General features: G+C 72.7%; 10 protein-coding genes. 4 read left to right on the forward strand and 6 right to left on the reverse strand.

Going from position 1 to position 14769, the window contains the following annotated elements:
• A complete protein-coding gene (locus ACIP67_RS08245; protein ID WP_401689165.1) occupies nt 1-873 on the forward strand; it encodes a hypothetical protein in 873 nt (290 codons plus the stop codon).
• Between the two features lie 54 nt (nt 874-927).
• Here ACIP67_RS08245 and ACIP67_RS08250 read toward each other — a convergent pair whose 3' ends face one another.
• Nucleotides 928-4236 carry a S8 family serine peptidase gene (locus ACIP67_RS08250; protein WP_401689168.1) on the reverse strand — a complete coding sequence of 1103 codons (3309 nt, stop codon included), beginning with the start codon at nt 4234-4236 and terminating at the stop codon, nt 928-930.
• Nucleotides 4237-4583: 347 nt separating this feature from the next.
• Between ACIP67_RS08250 and ACIP67_RS08255 the strand changes: the two genes are divergently transcribed.
• The gene (locus ACIP67_RS08255) at nt 4584-5045 is read left to right on the forward strand and encodes an NUDIX hydrolase (RefSeq protein WP_401689171.1); all 462 of its coding nucleotides are present in this window, start codon (nt 4584-4586) and stop codon (nt 5043-5045) included.
• A gap of 159 nt (nt 5046-5204) precedes the next feature.
• Here ACIP67_RS08255 and ACIP67_RS08260 read toward each other — a convergent pair whose 3' ends face one another.
• Nucleotides 5205-6266: a hypothetical protein gene (locus ACIP67_RS08260; RefSeq protein WP_401689173.1), complete on the reverse strand. Its 1062-nt coding sequence runs from the start codon at nt 6264-6266 to the stop codon at nt 5205-5207.
• Nucleotides 6267-6693: 427 nt separating this feature from the next.
• Complete coding sequence (gene pepN, locus ACIP67_RS08265) at nt 6694-9273, reverse strand: aminopeptidase N (RefSeq protein ID WP_401689176.1); 2580 nt, start codon at nt 9271-9273, stop codon at nt 6694-6696.
• A gap of 138 nt (nt 9274-9411) precedes the next feature.
• On the opposite strand from pepN, the gene ACIP67_RS08270 reads away from it, so the two are divergent.
• Complete coding sequence (locus ACIP67_RS08270) at nt 9412-10056, forward strand: DsbA family protein (RefSeq protein ID WP_401689179.1); 645 nt, start codon at nt 9412-9414, stop codon at nt 10054-10056.
• Between the two features lie 256 nt (nt 10057-10312).
• Nucleotides 10313-10924 (forward strand): histidine phosphatase family protein, encoded by a 612-nt coding sequence (locus tag ACIP67_RS08275; protein ID WP_401689296.1) that lies wholly within the window; start codon nt 10313-10315, stop codon nt 10922-10924.
• Nucleotides 10925-11066: 142 nt separating this feature from the next.
• On the opposite strand, the gene ACIP67_RS08280 is transcribed toward ACIP67_RS08275, so the two are convergent.
• The 3 genes from ACIP67_RS08280 to ACIP67_RS08290 form a co-directional block, all read right to left on the reverse strand.
• The gene (locus tag ACIP67_RS08280) at nt 11067-12215 is read right to left on the reverse strand and encodes an IS30 family transposase (RefSeq protein ID WP_401689299.1); all 1149 of its coding nucleotides are present in this window, start codon (nt 12213-12215) and stop codon (nt 11067-11069) included.
• 169 nt (nt 12216-12384) lie between these two features.
• Nucleotides 12385-13761, reverse strand: a complete 1377-nt coding sequence (locus ACIP67_RS08285) for an amino acid permease (RefSeq protein ID WP_401689181.1) — start codon at nt 13759-13761, stop codon at nt 12385-12387.
• Between the two features lie 112 nt (nt 13762-13873).
• On the reverse strand, nt 13874-14764 hold the full coding sequence (locus tag ACIP67_RS08290; RefSeq protein WP_401689184.1) for a TauD/TfdA dioxygenase family protein: 891 nt from the start codon (nt 14762-14764) through the stop codon (nt 13874-13876).
• Nucleotides 14765-14769 lie beyond the last annotated feature (5 nt).

The raw sequence follows: 14769 nt of genomic DNA on the forward strand, positions 1-14769 counted from the left end.
ATGCCCGCGGGACACGAACACGAACACGAACACGGACGCGGACACGGAAACGGACACGGAAACGGGACGCACGACGGTCACATCGGCCACATCGGTCACACCGGCTACGACAGTCACAGCGGCCACGACAGTCACAGCGCTCAAGACAGTCACGACGACTCGGACCCGCTGATGGCCGCCCTCCTGGACGTCCCCCTGTCCGAGGAGGCCCGCGCCGACCCCGCCCTCCTGGCCGCGCACCGCGCGGCGACGGCCGACGTGGCGCTGCTGCGCGCCCAGCTGGGCCTCGTCGCGGACGCCCTGACCCGGCCGGCCCCGGCACCGGCACCGGCCCCGGCCTCCGTACGGCCGCCCCGGCGCCGTCTCCTCACGCTCGCCCTGCGGACGGCCGCGGTGGCCGCCGCCGGTGCGCTGGTCGTGGGGAGCGGGTGGCTGGTCGTCCAGGTGGGCCGGGGGGCGGACGACATCGGCGCGTCCAGCGGCGCGGACAAGTCCGTCGCCGACGGGGGCGCGGCCGCGTCCGGCGCCGCCGGCGACCTCTTCGGCGACCCCGGTTACCTCGCCTGCGCCCGGCTGGTGGTCGAGGGCGACGTGACGCACGTCGACCGGGTGCCCGGCACCACCCGTGAGCGCGTCACCCTGCGGGTGACCCGTTCGTACAAGCCGGCGGCGGGCGGACAGGACGAGGTCGGCTTCCTGACGGGGGACGGCGCGGAGCCCCTGCTCGCCGAGGGCGACCACGTCCTGGTCGGCTTCGCGCGGGGGTCGGCGTCCCCGGACGCCTGGGCCGTCGGCGAGGACGGGATCGCCGCCGGGCGGTCGGCCCTGGCGCGCGCGCTGCCGGAGGCGGGCGACACGGCCGCCTGCGAATGAACGAGGGGCGGGCGCCCGTCCGGACGCCCGCCCCCTTCTTCGTCCGCCGAGGAACTACGACGTGACCTTCTCGATGGCCACGTTGCCCAGGCCCACGACCGTGCCGCGCGCGTTGACCAGCTGGACCTGGCCGAAGAACGCCCGGCCCTCCGGCGCGGGGGCCAGCGCGGTGACGGTCGCGGAGACCGCCGTGGAGGCGCCCGTGGCCAGCTTCACCGGCGTCGACCCGTCGACGTCGACCGTGCCGAGCGAGGACGAGAAGAACACGTCCAGGTAGTCGTACGCGGTCGTACCGGCCGGGACCGAGTAGCCCGCGACCTCGATGGTGTAGGTGCCGGCGGCGGGCGACGGGATGGAGACCGCCTCCTCCGAGTCGCCGTCGGCCTGCTGCGCGACCTGGTTGCCGTCGGCGTCGTACACCGTCAGGTCGAGGTCGGCGGAGGTGTCGGAGACCCCGCCGATGGAGACGTCCAGCGACGCGGCGCCCGCGGGCACCTCGACCGTGGTCGTCTGGTTCTCGTGGTCGGCGATGGTCGGACGGGCCGTCCTGGACGAGCCGAGCGGGCCGCCCGCCAGCGTGCCGTCGACGGCGGCGAAGTCGTTCGTCACCGTCCAGGAGACGGCGGCCGGGGTGCCGACCTTCGCCTCGGGCACGGTCACGGTCTCCGGGTCGAAGGCCGCGCCGTACACGGTGGCGTCCAGCGTGTAGGGGTTGTCGAGCAGCGGCGAGGTACGGCGCGACTCGACCTCGATCTCCCAGACGCCGGGCTGCGGGTCGGCGTAGGAGCGGGCGTCCGGCCGGCAGCCGTTGCCGTCGAGGTAGTTGTTGTAGCAGTAGACGGTGGAGCTGTCCTCGACGGCGACACCGTAGGGGTGGATGGAGATGAACCGGGTCTGGCTCTTGTCCTTCAGCCCGCCGATCGCGACCTCCAGCGCAGTCGCGCCCTCGGGCACGGTCAGGAAGTAGCTCTGCGAGCTGTTGCGCTGCACGCTGCTCGTCGCGGTGAAGGTGTGCGCCACCGGCGTCGAGACGACGACCGTGTTGAGGACCTGCTTGTCGATGCCCTCGGTCTTCGGGTCGTCGACCTCGAGGATCGCGCTCTTGATGCCCGCGGACTTCGGCGCGGCCTGGACCTTGACGGTCACCGGCTGGTTCAGCGGCAGCTTCACCTCGTCCGAGCCGAGGATCCTGAAGGTGCCGGCCGCGTTGTTCTCCAGGTGCAGCTCGTGGCGGATCGCCTTGTCGGCACCGGTCGTACGGGTGATCGTGACGTCGTACGTCTTCTTCTGGCCGGTCTTCAGGCCGCCTTCGCGGTCGTAGATGCCGGTGCCGTAGCCCGGGGTCTCCAGGGCGAAGTCGATCGCGGTGTCGACGGGGGCCTTGACCGTGTACTCGTGGGCGGTGGCGCCGTCCTCGATGGCCTCCCAGGCGTCCACGACGTTGATGGCGCCCGCGCCCTCCTCGTAGGCCTGGAGGCCCTTGATGTGGTCGGCGGTCGAGGTGAGCGCCGTGCGCAGGTCGGCGGGGGTCAGCTCGATGCCCTTACGCTTCGCGGCGCTCAGCAGCAGCGCCGAGGCGCCCGCGGCCTGCGGGGAGGCCATCGAGGTGCCCTGGAGCATCGCGTAGCCGGCCGGCAGGGTGTAGCCGGCCTCGGCGACCGGGGCGCCCGGCAGCCAGGTCTGGACGGTGTTGATCGCGGCGCCCGGGGCGACGAGGGTCGGCGTGAAGCCGCCGTCCTCCCGCGGGCCGCGCGAGGAGAACGGCAGCAGCGCGTACTCCTTCTCCACCTGCGAGCCGTAGTTGGCGGCCCAGGTCTCCTTGGAGATCGCCGCGCCGACCGAGACGACCTTGTCGGCCAGGCCGGGGTCGCCGATGGTGTTGGCGCCGGGGCCCTCGTTGCCGGCCGAGATGACGAGCTGGACGCCGTAGGTGTCGATGAGGCGGGTGTACAGCTCGGCGCGCGCGTTGTTGCCGTCGTTGAGCGCCGGCAGGCCGCCGATCGACATGTTCACGATGTCGACGCCGCGGTTGACGACGAGGTCGATCATGCCCTCGGTGAGCGCGACGTTGGTGCAGCCGGGGCCGAAGACGCAGGCGCGGGAGGAGACGATCTGCGCGCCGGGGGCGGCGCCGTTCATCTTCCCGCCGAACAGGCCGTTGGCGGCGGTGATGCCGGCGACGTGGGTGCCGTGCTCGCTGGCGATGAGGCCGATGTTGACGAAGTCGGCCGTCTTGCCGACCCAGTCCCCGCCGTAGGGGTCCATCGGGACGTCGTTGCGGTACTCCACGACGAACGGCTGCCGCTCGGCTACGTCGGTCGACGGGTCGTCGGTGCCGAAGTACCCGATCTGGAAGCCGTCCTTGTAGGGCTTCATGGCGGTGTCGTCGGTGAAGTCGCCGTCGTTGTCCACGTCGACGGTGACCGTGCCGGCCGCCGCGTCGTAGAGCACGCCCCAGACGTCGGTGGTGTCGCCGTCGCGGTTGACGTCGCCCCCGGCGTCGCCGCCCGCGGTGGCCGACTCGCGGAAGACGTTCACCGAGTAGCTGCCCGCCGGCGCGGTCCAGGTGCGGCCGCCGTAGGTGAAGGAGGGGCCGGAGACGGAGGTGACCATCGGGCGCCAGCTGGCGTCGCCGTCGATGATCGGGTCGGTCGCGGTCACCCAGTCGACGATCTTGCGTTCGCCGGTGGTGGTCTTCTGCAACGCGGGGTGCGCGAGGTCCACGCCCGAGTCCAGGACGCCGATGGTGACGCCGCGGCCGTCCGCCTTGGGGTTGTCCTTCACGAAGTCGACGGCGCCCGTCTCGAAGGACGGGTTGTAGGGGTTCTCGGCGGGGGTCTTCGCGTTCGGCGCCGCGTAGGTCTTCGCGGTGGCGGTGGCCTTCGCGGCCTTCGCGGTGTCCGCGCTCGGCGTCGGGTCGTCGAGGACGATCTCCTGGCGCAGGTCGATGGCGTGGACGGAGGACAGCTTCGCGGCGGCGGCGATGGCCGCGTCCGCCCTGCCCGTCGGGACGGTGGCGCGGACGTAGCCGAGCTTGTCGTAGGAACGGCCCACGGAACCGCCCTTGACCGCGTCCAGCTCCTCGGCGACCTGCTCGGTGCTGCCCGGGGCGGTCGCGACCATCAGCGTGACGGTCTTGTCGCCGGCCGCCTTGGCGTCGGCGAGGAGGTCGGCGTCGTCGGAGCCGAGCTTGTCGGCGGCGGACTTCACGGCGGGGTCGGCGGCGGCCGGGGTCCCGTCCGCGGAGAAGGCCGCCGGTATCGGGCCGGCCGCGGACAGCGCGGCCACCAGACCCGCGGCCACGGCTATGCGGGCCGCTCGTCTCGCGCCCGGTCGGGGTTCGCGCTGGGGGGTGTGGGTCATCGGCATCCCTTGTCGGTAAAGGAACGAGCGTCGCGTGACCGGGCCGTTTCCCGCCTGATCGCGCGTGTCCGGACGGTGATCCCGGACGACCGCACAGCTTTACGCAAGGAACAGGTGTTTGGGGACAGTTGACCGAATCGCAATGGATGTATGGGGAAAACCCGCGATGGCGATTGCGGGCATCGACGGCCAACGCGACAAGTCGCCCCAGGGACCGTGCATCCCTCCCATAACCGTCAGGCTCCCGCGCGCCGCCGCCGCCCCTCCGCCGGCCGCGCCCTCCCCTGCTCCGGTCCGCCCCCGGATACTCACCTGACGATCCGGACCGGACCGGTTAACGTCCCCCTGTGCGCCAGAAGTCGAGGGTGGCGGCCTACGCCGTGTGTGTCCGGGACGGCCGGCTCCTGCTCGCCCGCTCACCCGCGCCGGACGGCACCCCGGAGTGGGTGCTGCCGGGCGGCGGCATGGAGCATGGCGAGGACCCGTACGACACCGTCGTGCGCGAGCTGGAGGAGGAGACCGGGTACCGCGTCGAGGTGACCGGTCTGCTCGGTGTGGACTCCTCCCGCCATGTCTTCCGCCGGGCGGGCCTGCGCGGGCCCGTGGACCACCACGGGGTGCGGATCGTGTACGAGGGGCGGGTCGTCGGCGGCGAGCTGCGCCACGAGGTCGGCGGCTCCACCGACATGGCCGCCTGGCACGACCTGGACGCCGTCGCCGGGCTGACCCGGGTACGGCTGGTCGACGTGGCACTGAGGCTGTGGCGGGAACGCCCGGTCACCGGGCGGGTGTCCGCGCCGGAGACGTAGGGCCTGACGGCCTGACGGCCTGACGGCCTGACGGCCTGACGGCCGGCCGCCGGTTCCGGTACGCGTCCGCGTCGCGCGTTCCGGCCCGCACGAGGAGGGGCCGTCCGTTCGCCGGACGGCCCCTCCTCTCCCCTCCTGATGCCGCTCCCCGGTGGGTCACTACCGGGGCAGCACCACGACGTGCGCGGCCGGATCGCGGTCCCCGGCCGCCATCAGGGCCGTACGCACCACCGTCGCCTGCTGTTCCATCGCGTCGCGGAGCTTCTTGGGCGTGATGTGCACGACCGTGATGCCGAGCCGCTCCAGGTGTTCGCGCTTGCGCGCGTACTCGGACCACAGGGCGTCGTCGTCCTGCCGATGGCCCTGCCGGGGCGCGCGCGTGTCCAGCTCCACCGCCACCGCGTGCTCCGGCCAGTAGGCGTCCAGACCCCCCAGATGCGGGCCGCCCGGCAGCCGGAGGTCGACGTTCCACACCGGGTCCGGCAGGCCGTACTCGCGGACCATCGTGTAGAGGCGGTGCTCCGCGATCGCCCGGCCCTCGGCGAGCAGTGAGTCCACCGCGTCCACCACGTGCGGGCGGCCCAGCAGCTTCGCCCGGTTCAACTCCGCGACGACCGCGGCCGGTTCGCAGTGGCCCCCGCGCACCGCCTCCGTCAGCAGCCGCCGGACCGCCGCCGCGTCCGTCAGCCACGCCACCGCGTCGGCCAGCGCGCGCGGCACCGGCGCCACCGGCACGCCCGTCACCTGCTCGGCCGCGGGCAGCGCGGGGGTGCGGACGATGTGCGCCCAGCCCGCCGAGCGCAGCCGGCGCAGCCGGGGGACCAGGACGTCGATGCGCTCCACGGAGAGCAGTGGGGGCGTGGTGGTGAAGCCGTGCAGCGTGAGCGCCGCGAGCCCCGTGATCACCGCCTCGGTGTACACCGGGCGGTGCGGTTCCCCCACGCCCGGCTGGACCGGCACCCCGGGCGTCGGCACCTCGCGGGCCGCGTACAGCAGCGCCGCGTGCAGCCGCTCCTCGCTGGTCGGCGGCCCGGGGTGGAGCAGGAAGACCCCTGGGAGGATCTGCTGCCAGGGGCCGCCGGGGCGGCACTGCTCGACGGTCTCGGCGGACGACACGCCGTGCGTGCGCAGTTGGGCCGCCGTCATGACGCGGCGCTGTACGTCCGACAGGTGGCACACGGGGCGGGGGGTGGCCGGGGGGAGCGGGGTGTTGTGGTTCATGCCCCGGACATTCCCTCGCCCGATCCGCCTCTTAACCCCTGTTACACGTCTGTCGACAAAAGCAGACAAGCTCGCCCTAAAGGACGCGTGTTCGGATGCCGAGTAGGCGCCGAAACCCCTGGTCCCGCCGGGTGGGGCCAGGGGGTTACGGTTCGGATGGAATGAATTCCGTAACGGTCACCGTCCGCCGGAGTTCAGGCCAAAGGTCGGGCGCGGCGGCGGGGCCGTGAGCGCTCGGCCGGGGCAGCCGGGCTCTGAGCGCTCGGCCGGGGCAGCCGGGCCCCGAGGGCTCGGCCGGGCAGTCGGGTCCTGCGTGCTCGGCTGGGGCAGCCGGGCCCCGGAGGCTCGGCTGGGGCAGCCGGGCCCCGGAGGCTCGGCCGGGTGGCCGGGCCCCGGAGGGCTGGGCCCGGCACCGGCCGCGAGGGCCTCAGCCGGCGTCGGCCGCCGCGTCGCACGCCTGTCCGCGCAGTGACCGCGCCAGGTCGTCCCGTGCCTCCAGGACCAGCCGCCGCAGCGCCGGAGGCGCCGACTCGTGCGCCGCGAGCCACGCGTCCGTCGCCGCCAGCGTGCCGGGGGAGTCCTGGGCGGCCGGGAACAGACCCCTGACCACGTGCATCGCGATCTGGATGGACCGCTGCTCCCAGATCCGCGCGATCACCTCGAAGTACTTCGGCGCGTACGGCGCGAGCAGCTCGCGCTGCGAGGGCCGCGCGAAGCCGGCGATCGTCGCCTCGACCAGCGCGTTGGACAGCGCCTCCGACTCCACGAGCTGCGCCCACGCCTGCGCCTTGACCGCCGCCGACGGACGGGCGGCGAGGCAGCGGACCTGGTGGCGCCTGCCCGACGCCGTGTCGTCGCGGGCCAGCTCCGCGGCCAGCACGCCCTTGTCTGCCACCCCGTGCGCGGCCAGCGGCTCCAGGAACGCCCAGCGCAGCTCCTGGTCCACCGCCAGGCCGTCGATCTTCGCCGAGCCCTCCAGCAGCCCCTGGAGCAGGCCGAGGTCGGCCGGCCCGGACGCCACCGACGCGAAGAACCGCGCCCACGCCAGCTGGTGCTCGCTGCCCGGCCGGGCCGACCGCAGCTCCGTCAGCGCGCCCTCCGCCAGCAGCCGTTCACCGGCCGCCCGCCACCCGGGCGCCGCGTAGTGCACCAGCGCCGACTCCGCCCACGCGTGCAGCATCTGGAGCACCCCGATGTCGGACTCGCGCCCCGCGAACCGCAGCACCAGGTCCACGAAGTCCCGGGCGGGCAGCAGTGCGTCCCGGGTCAGGTTCCACAGCGCCGACCAGCACAGGGCGCGGGCCAGCGGGTCGGTGAAGTCCCCCAGGTGCTCCCGCAGGGTGTGCAGCGAGGTCTCGTCGAAGCGGACCTTGCAGTACGTCAGGTCCTCGTCGTTGACCAGGACCAGGTCCGGAGCCTCGGCGCCGGCCAGCTCCGTGACGACCGTCCGCGGCCCGTCGACGTCCGTCTCGGCGCGCGCGTACCGCACCAGCCGGCCGTCCGCCACGCGGTACAGCCCGATCGCCACCCGGTGCGGCCGCAGCTCGGGGTGGGACTCCGCCGCCTCCTGGAGCACCGCCAGCTCCGCGACCCGGCCCTCCGCATCCAGCAGCACCTGCGGGGTCAGCGCGTTCACCCCGGCCGTCTGGAGCCAGGACCGCGCCCACGCGCCCATGTCCCGGCCGCTGGTCTCCGCCAGCACCGACAGCAGGTCGCCCAGGCGCGTGTTGCCGTAGGCGTGCCGCTTGAAGTAGCGGCGGGCGCCCTCCAGGAACGCGTCCTGCCCGGCGTACGCCACCAGCTGCTTGAGGACCGAGGCGCCCTTGGCGTAGGTGATGCCGTCGAAGTTGAGCTTGGCGTCCTGGAGGTCGCGGATGTCGGCGGTGACCGGATGGGTGGAGGGGAGCTGGTCGGCGCGGTACGCCCACGCCTTGCGGCGGTTGGCGAAGGTGATCCAGCCGTCGGTGAAGCGGGTGGCGCCGACCAGAGAGAAGGCCCCCATGAAGTCCGCGAAGGACTCCTTCAGCCACAGGTCGTCCCACCACTCCATGGTGACCAGGTCGCCGAACCACATGTGCGCCATCTCGTGCAGGATCGTGTTCGCCCGCCCCTCGTACGACGCCCGCGTGACCCTGCCCCGGAAGATGTACTCCTCCCGGAAGGTCACCAGCCCCGGGTTCTCCATCGCCCCCAGGTTGTACTCGGGCACGAACGCCTGGTCGTACTTGCCGAAGGGGTACGGGTAGTCGAAGCGGTCGTGGAAGAAGTCCAGGCCCTGCTTGGTGACGAGGAAGACGTCGTCGGCGTCGAAGTGGGGCGCGAGGCCCTTGCGGCACAGGGCGCCGAGGGGGATCTCCAGCCGGGTACCGTCCTCGAACACCCGCTCGTAGGAATCCGTCACGTAGTGGTACGGCCCCGCCACCACGCACGTGATGTACGTCGAGATCGGCTTCGTCTCCGCGAACCGCCACACCCCGTCCGTCCGCTCGCCCGCGCCGTTGCTCCACACCACCCACTCCTCGGGCGCCCGCACCTCGAAGCGGTACGGGGCCTTGAGGTCGGGCTGCTCGAAGTTCGCGAAGACGCGGCGGGAGTCGGCCGGTTCGTACTGTGTGTAGAGGTAGACCTCGCCGTCCTCCGGGTCGACGAAGCGGTGCAGGCCCTCGCCGGTGCGGGAGTAGGCGCACCGGGCGTCCACCACCAGTTCGTTCTCGGCGGCCAGGTCCTCCAGCAGGATCCGGGAGCCGTCGAAGACCTGGCCGGGGTCCAGGTCGCGGCCGTTGAGGGTGACCGCGGTCACGCTCGGGGCGATGAGGTCGGCGAAGCTCGACGCGCCCGGCTCGTTGCAGCGGAAGCGGATCGTGGTGACCGAGCGGAAGGTCCGCGGACCGTCCCCGGCCGCCTCGCCCACCGCCGACCGCACGTCGAGCGACACGTCGTACCCGTCGACGGACAGCAGGGCGGCCCGCTCCCGGGCCTCGTCGCGGGACAGGTTCTCACCGGGCACGGGCGGTACTCCCTCGGGGTCGGCCGTATGGCGCTGGACAGCACCGATCCTGCCATGCGCCCCTGACGCCGGGCACCGGGGAATGCGCCGCACGGCCGGAGGCGTTCACCGGGGAAACGGTTCGCCCCGAGGAGAGACATGTCGGAGAAGACCCCCGTCGACTTCTGGTTCGACCCCCTGTGCCCGTGGGCGTGGATGACGTCCCGCTGGGTGCTCGAAGTGGAGAAGGTCCGCGACATCGAGGTCCGCTGGCATGTCATGAGCCTCGCCGTCCTCAACGAGGACAAGCTCGACCAGCTGCCCGAGGAGTACCGGGAGATGCTCGCCACCAAGGCCTGGAAGCCGGTCCGCGTGGTGACCGCCGCCTGGCAGAAGCACGGCGACGACGTCCTCGGCCCCCTCTACACCGCGCTCGGCACCCGCTTCCACAACAACGGCGAGGGCCCCACCCGCGAGTCCATCGCCGGCGCCCTCGCCGACGCCGGGCTGCCCGCCGACCTGATCGACTACGCCGACCAGGAGGACTTCGAGTTCGACGCGGAGCTGCGCGCCTCCCACAAGGAGGGCATCGAGAAGGTCGGCCAGGAGGTCGGCACGCCGGTCATCGCCGTGCCCGGTCCCGACGGCGAGCAGATCGCGTTCTTCGGCCCCGTCGTCACCCCCGCCCCCCAGGGGGAGGAGGCGGCCCGCCTCTGGGACGGCACCCTCGCGGTCGCCTCGGTCCCCGGCTTCTACGAGATCAAGCGCACCCGCACCAAGGGCCCGGACTTCAGCAACCTGTAGGTCCGCCCGGTCATCAGGCCCCCGGGCGGGGCGGGTCCGCGCAGCACCCCCGGCGGACCCGCACCGCCCCCTCGTGTCCGCGCTGTCCGGCCGGGGAAGCCTTCGTGACGGTGAGTCGGACCGGCCGGTACTTCCGTATCCGCCGGTGCGACGAACGATCGCCGACACCGGGGAGGGCACCGTGACGACCGTGGACACCGGCCGGGCCGCAGAGGCCGACGACACCGAGGACGAGCAGCCCGGAGCGACGCTCCGGCTGCGGACGGCCCTGCTCCTGGCCCGCCACGGGGAGACCGTGTGGCACGCCGAGAACCGGTACGCGGGGCTGACCGACGTGGCCCTCACCGAGCGGGGCCGGGCCCAGGCGGAGGCGCTCGGCCGCTGGGCCGCCGCCCACCCCGTGGACGCCGTCTGGACGTCCACCCTCTCCCGCGCCACCGCCACCGCCGAACCCGCGTGCCGCGCCCTGGGCCTGGCCGCCCGGCGCGAACCCGCCCTGCGCGAGTGCGACTTCGGGGTCGTCGAGGGCCGTACGCTCGCCGAGTTCGCCGTGACGGACCCGCGGCGCGCCGAGGCCTTCCTGGCGGACCCGGTCGGACACCCCTTCCCCGAGGCCGAGGACCCGCGGACCGCCGCCGCCCGGGGTGCCGCGGCCCTGCGCCGGATCGCCGCCGCCCACGAGGGCGGACGCGTCCTGGTCGTCGCCCACAACACCCTCCTGCGGCTGGCGCTGTGCCGGCTGCTGTCGATCCCCGTCGAGCACTACCGCCGCCTCTTCCCCCGCCTGCGCAACGCCGCCGTGAGCGAGGTCCGCCTGGAGGGACCGACCGCGTCCCTCATGTCCCTGAACGTCCCCTGCGAGCCGTAACGCCGCCAGCACGCGAAGCCCTCCGTGCGGCACGTCTGTTCTCAGGGCACGTCCGTTCTCAGGGCAGGGGTGAGGCAGGGCAGGGGAAAGGCCCTCACGTGTCGGCGGATTCAAGGGGTCGTTGCAACACGTGGTCGGTTGATCAGGCCGCGAGCAGTTTATGCAGGCGCTCGGCTGGGGTTTCCCAGTCGAGCGTTTTGCGTGGGCGGCTGTTGAGCTCGGCGGCCACGGCCGCCAAGTGGTCGCGGGTGTGGACGGTGAGGTCGGTGCCCTTGGGGAAGTACTGCCGCAGCAGGCCGCCTGTGTTCTCGTTGGATCCACGCTGCCAGGGGCTTGCCGGGTCGCAGAAGTAGACCGGGACGTCGGTGGCGACGGTGAAGGAGCCGTGGGCGGCCATCTCGGCCCCCTGGTCCCAGGTCAGGGAGCGCACCAGGTGGGAGGGCAGGGTCCGGACGGTTTCGACCAGGGCGTTGCGGACGCGTTCGGCACTGCGGCCGTCGGGCAGGTGCAGCAGCATCACGTAGCGGGTCGCGCGTTCGACGAGGGTGCCGATCGCGGAGCTGCCGTCCTTGCCGATGATCAGGTCGCCCTCCCAGTGTCCGGGCACGGCCCGGTCTTCGGCCTCGGCAGGACGTTCGCTGATCATTACCATCGGGGTGGCGAACCGTGGGGTGCGCTGCTGGGCCTGGCGGCGGGGCTTGCGCCGCACCCGGCCCGTGCGCAGCGCCCTGGCCAGCTCACGGCGCAGTTCACCCCGGCCCTGGACGTAGAGGGCCTGGTAGACGGTCTCGTGCGCCACGTGCATCTCCGGCCGGTCGGGGAACTGGCTGCGCAGAGCCTGGCAGATCTGCTCGGGACTCCACCGTAGGTCCAGGTGATGCTGGATGAAGTTGCGCAGCTCAGGGTTCTGGCCGATCTTCCCCGGCTTGGGGCGGGGCCGGCGGGCATCGGCGCGGGCCTGGGCGGCGTAGGGCCGGTAGGCCCAGCGGGAAGTGTCCCTGCGCAGCGGCATGCCGTTGCGGCGTATCTCGCGGCTGACGGTGGAGGGGCTGCGGCCCAGCTCGGCCGCGATCTGCCGGACGGACGCCTTCTCCCGCAGCCGGTCGGCGATGTGGATACGGTCCGCTTCCCGCAGATACCTCGACGGACCCTCGGGCGCTGTCACGGCACGGACCGGCGGTGCGGCCTTGTCCTTGCCGGAGGCTGCCCGGCCGTTACGCCACCGCTTGCCCGTCCGGTAGTTGATCCCGACACGTTTGCAGGCTTCGGCGCTGCTCAGGCCCTGATCCATGAGCCGGAAGTATTCCTCCCGCTCACGGACCAGGGTCCTGCGGCCCTGAGCCTTGCCCCGGTTCTCCCGGATCTCGAAGTCCATCGCACCCCTTGAGCTGGGGTGTTGCAACGACTCCTAGAACCCAAGGTCTCACGTGAGGGCCTCGGACGGGACCGCGGGACGGGGGTCAGTCCCGGGCGAGCCGGCGCTGCCGGAGGTACCCGGCCGCCGCCAGGATCGCCGTCATCGCGCCCGTGGAGTACAGCTGCACCCGGGTGTCCGGCTCACGCGCCATCAGGACGAACACCGCCGCCATGCCGGCCAGCGCGACCCACGTCAGCACCGGGAACGCCCACATCCGCACCACCAGCTTCCCGGGGGCCTCGCGCTCCAGGCGGCCGCGCAGCCGCAGCTGGGAGACGGCGATGAAGATCCAGACGACCAGGATGACCGCGCCGATCATGTTCAGCAGCCAGGTGAACACGTCGTCGGGCCGCCAGTAGCTCAGCAGCACGCAGACGAAGCCGAAGACGCAGGAGACGAGGACGGCGGTCCGGGGGACCCCGGCGGAGACCCGGCCCAGCGCCGCGGGGCCCTGGCCGCGCCCCACCAGGGAGTAGGCGATGCGCGAGGCGCCGTAGATGTTGGCGTTCATCGCGGACAGCAGGGCGACCAGCACGACCACGTTCATCAGCTGGCCGGCGCCGGGGATGCCGAGCCGGTCGAGGGCGGCGATGTACGGGCCCTTCTCGACGACGTCCGGCGCGTCCCAGGGCACCAGGGTGACGATGACGGCCATCGAGCCGACGTAGAACAGCGCGATGCGCCACATCGCCGTACGGACCGCGCTCGCCACGCCCCGCACCGGGTTCTCCGACTCGGCCGCGGCGATGGTGACCGTCTCCAGGCCGCCGTAGGCGAAGACGGAGGCGAGCAGGCCGACGACCAGGCCCTCACCGCCGTGCGGGAGGAAGTCGGTGAGGTGCGAGGCACCCGGGGAGTCCGTGCCCGGCAGCACCCCGGCGATCGCCAGCACGCCCAGCACCAGGAACAGGCTGATCGCCCCGACCTTCAGGGCCGCGAACCAGAACTCGAACTCGCCGAAGTTCTTCACGGCGGCCAGGTTCGTCCCGCAGAAGACGACCATGAACAGCGCCACCCACGCCCACTCGGGTGTGCCCGGCAGCCAGCCCGTGACGATCTTCGCCGCGCCGATGCCCTCCAGCCCGACGGCCGTGCACAGCAGCACCCAGAACGACCAGCCCGCGGTGAAGCCCGCCCAGGGGCCGATCGCCCGCTCGGCGTGCGCCGAGAAGGAGCCCGAGGACGGATACGCGGCCGACATCTCGCCCAGCATCCGCATCACCAGCATCACGAGGAGTCCGGAGAGGGCGTAGGCGAGGACGATCGAGGGTCCGGCGGCGGCGATACCCGCGCCGGACCCGACGAAGAGGCCCGCGCCGATGACGCCGCCGAGGGCGATCATCGACAGATGGCGCTGCTTGAGGCCGTGGGAGAGGGAGACGTCCGCCTCCGGCGGAGTCCCTGTGGTGGTGCTGGGCATGGGCGCGGCTCGTCCAATGCGTGAGAGGTCAAAAACCCCCACAGTCTGGGCGGCCCGTCCGCTCAGGGAAATGGGCCACCCAGTATCCGGACACGTCCGGAACACCCCGTGGCTACTCCGCTACGGACGTGTAGTGCGCCGCGTCCCCCTGCACCGACCAGCTCTCCTTGCCGTCGATGCCGACCGGGATGTCACCGGCGACGGTCACCCGGTGCAGCCGGCGCGGCTGCCGGTCGTAGTTGTCGACGGCGTAGTGCTGGGTGATGCGGTTGTCGAAGAGCACCAGCTGGTTCGGCGACCAGCGGTGGCGCAGGATGTTCTCCGGCCGGACGACGTACGACTGGAGCAGGTCCAGGATCGTGCGGGACTCGCCCACCGACAGGCCGACGATCCGCTGGGCGAACCCGCCGATGAACAGTCCCCGCTCGCCGGTCAGCGGGTGGACGCGGACCACGGGGTGGGCGGTGCGGTACTTGATCGACGTGAACTGGGCGCGCTGCGCGGCCCGCTCCTCGTCGATGTCCTCGGCCGGGACCGCGTAGTCGTAGTCGTTGGTGTGCTCCGCCCACAGCCCGTCGGCCAGCCGGCGCAGCGGCTCCGGCAGCTGCCGGTACGCGGCCGCCGAGCTGGCGATCAGGGTCTCGCCGCCGTACGGCGGGAGCGTCAGGCTGCGCAGGGTGCTGGCCTGCGGCGGGTTGAGGACGAAGGTGACGTCGGTGTGCCAGTGATTGGCGATGCCCTGCTCGCTGTCGACGGGCAGCACGTTGGGGGCGCCGTCCACGGCGGGCACGGTCGGGTGGGCGGTGGTGAGGTCGCCGAACTGACGGGCGAAGGCCTGCTGGCCCTCGTCGTCGAGGTCGACGTCGTCGAAGACCAGCGCCTTGTGGACGTTGAGCGCCTCGCGCAGGGCGGCGACCGTCTCCTCGCCGAGCGGCTCGGCGAGGTCGACGCCGGACACCTGGGCGCCGATGTGCGCGGTGACCTTGCGGATGTCGAGGGACATGGGTG

The organism is Streptomyces sp. NPDC088812 (assembly GCF_044750285.1).
Classification (GTDB): Bacteria; Actinomycetota; Actinomycetes; order Streptomycetales; family Streptomycetaceae; genus Streptomyces.

Coding starts and splice junctions, on each gene's coding strand:
- ACIP67_RS08245 (WP_401689165.1), top strand. CDS start 1: ATGCCCGCGGGACACGAACACGAACACGAACACGGACGCGGACACGGA.
- ACIP67_RS08280 (WP_401689299.1), bottom strand. CDS start 12,215: ATGGATCAGGGCCTGAGCAGCGCCGAAGCCTGCAAACGTGTCGGGATC.
- ACIP67_RS08290 (WP_401689184.1), bottom strand. CDS start 14,764: ATGTCCCTCGACATCCGCAAGGTCACCGCGCACATCGGCGCCCAGGTG.
- ACIP67_RS08260 (WP_401689173.1), bottom strand. CDS start 6,266: ATGAACCACAACACCCCGCTCCCCCCGGCCACCCCCCGCCCCGTGTGC.
- ACIP67_RS08250 (WP_401689168.1), bottom strand. CDS start 4,236: ATGACCCACACCCCCCAGCGCGAACCCCGACCGGGCGCGAGACGAGCG.
- ACIP67_RS08285 (WP_401689181.1), bottom strand. CDS start 13,761: ATGCCCAGCACCACCACAGGGACTCCGCCGGAGGCGGACGTCTCCCTC.
- ACIP67_RS08270 (WP_401689179.1), top strand. CDS start 9,412: ATGTCGGAGAAGACCCCCGTCGACTTCTGGTTCGACCCCCTGTGCCCG.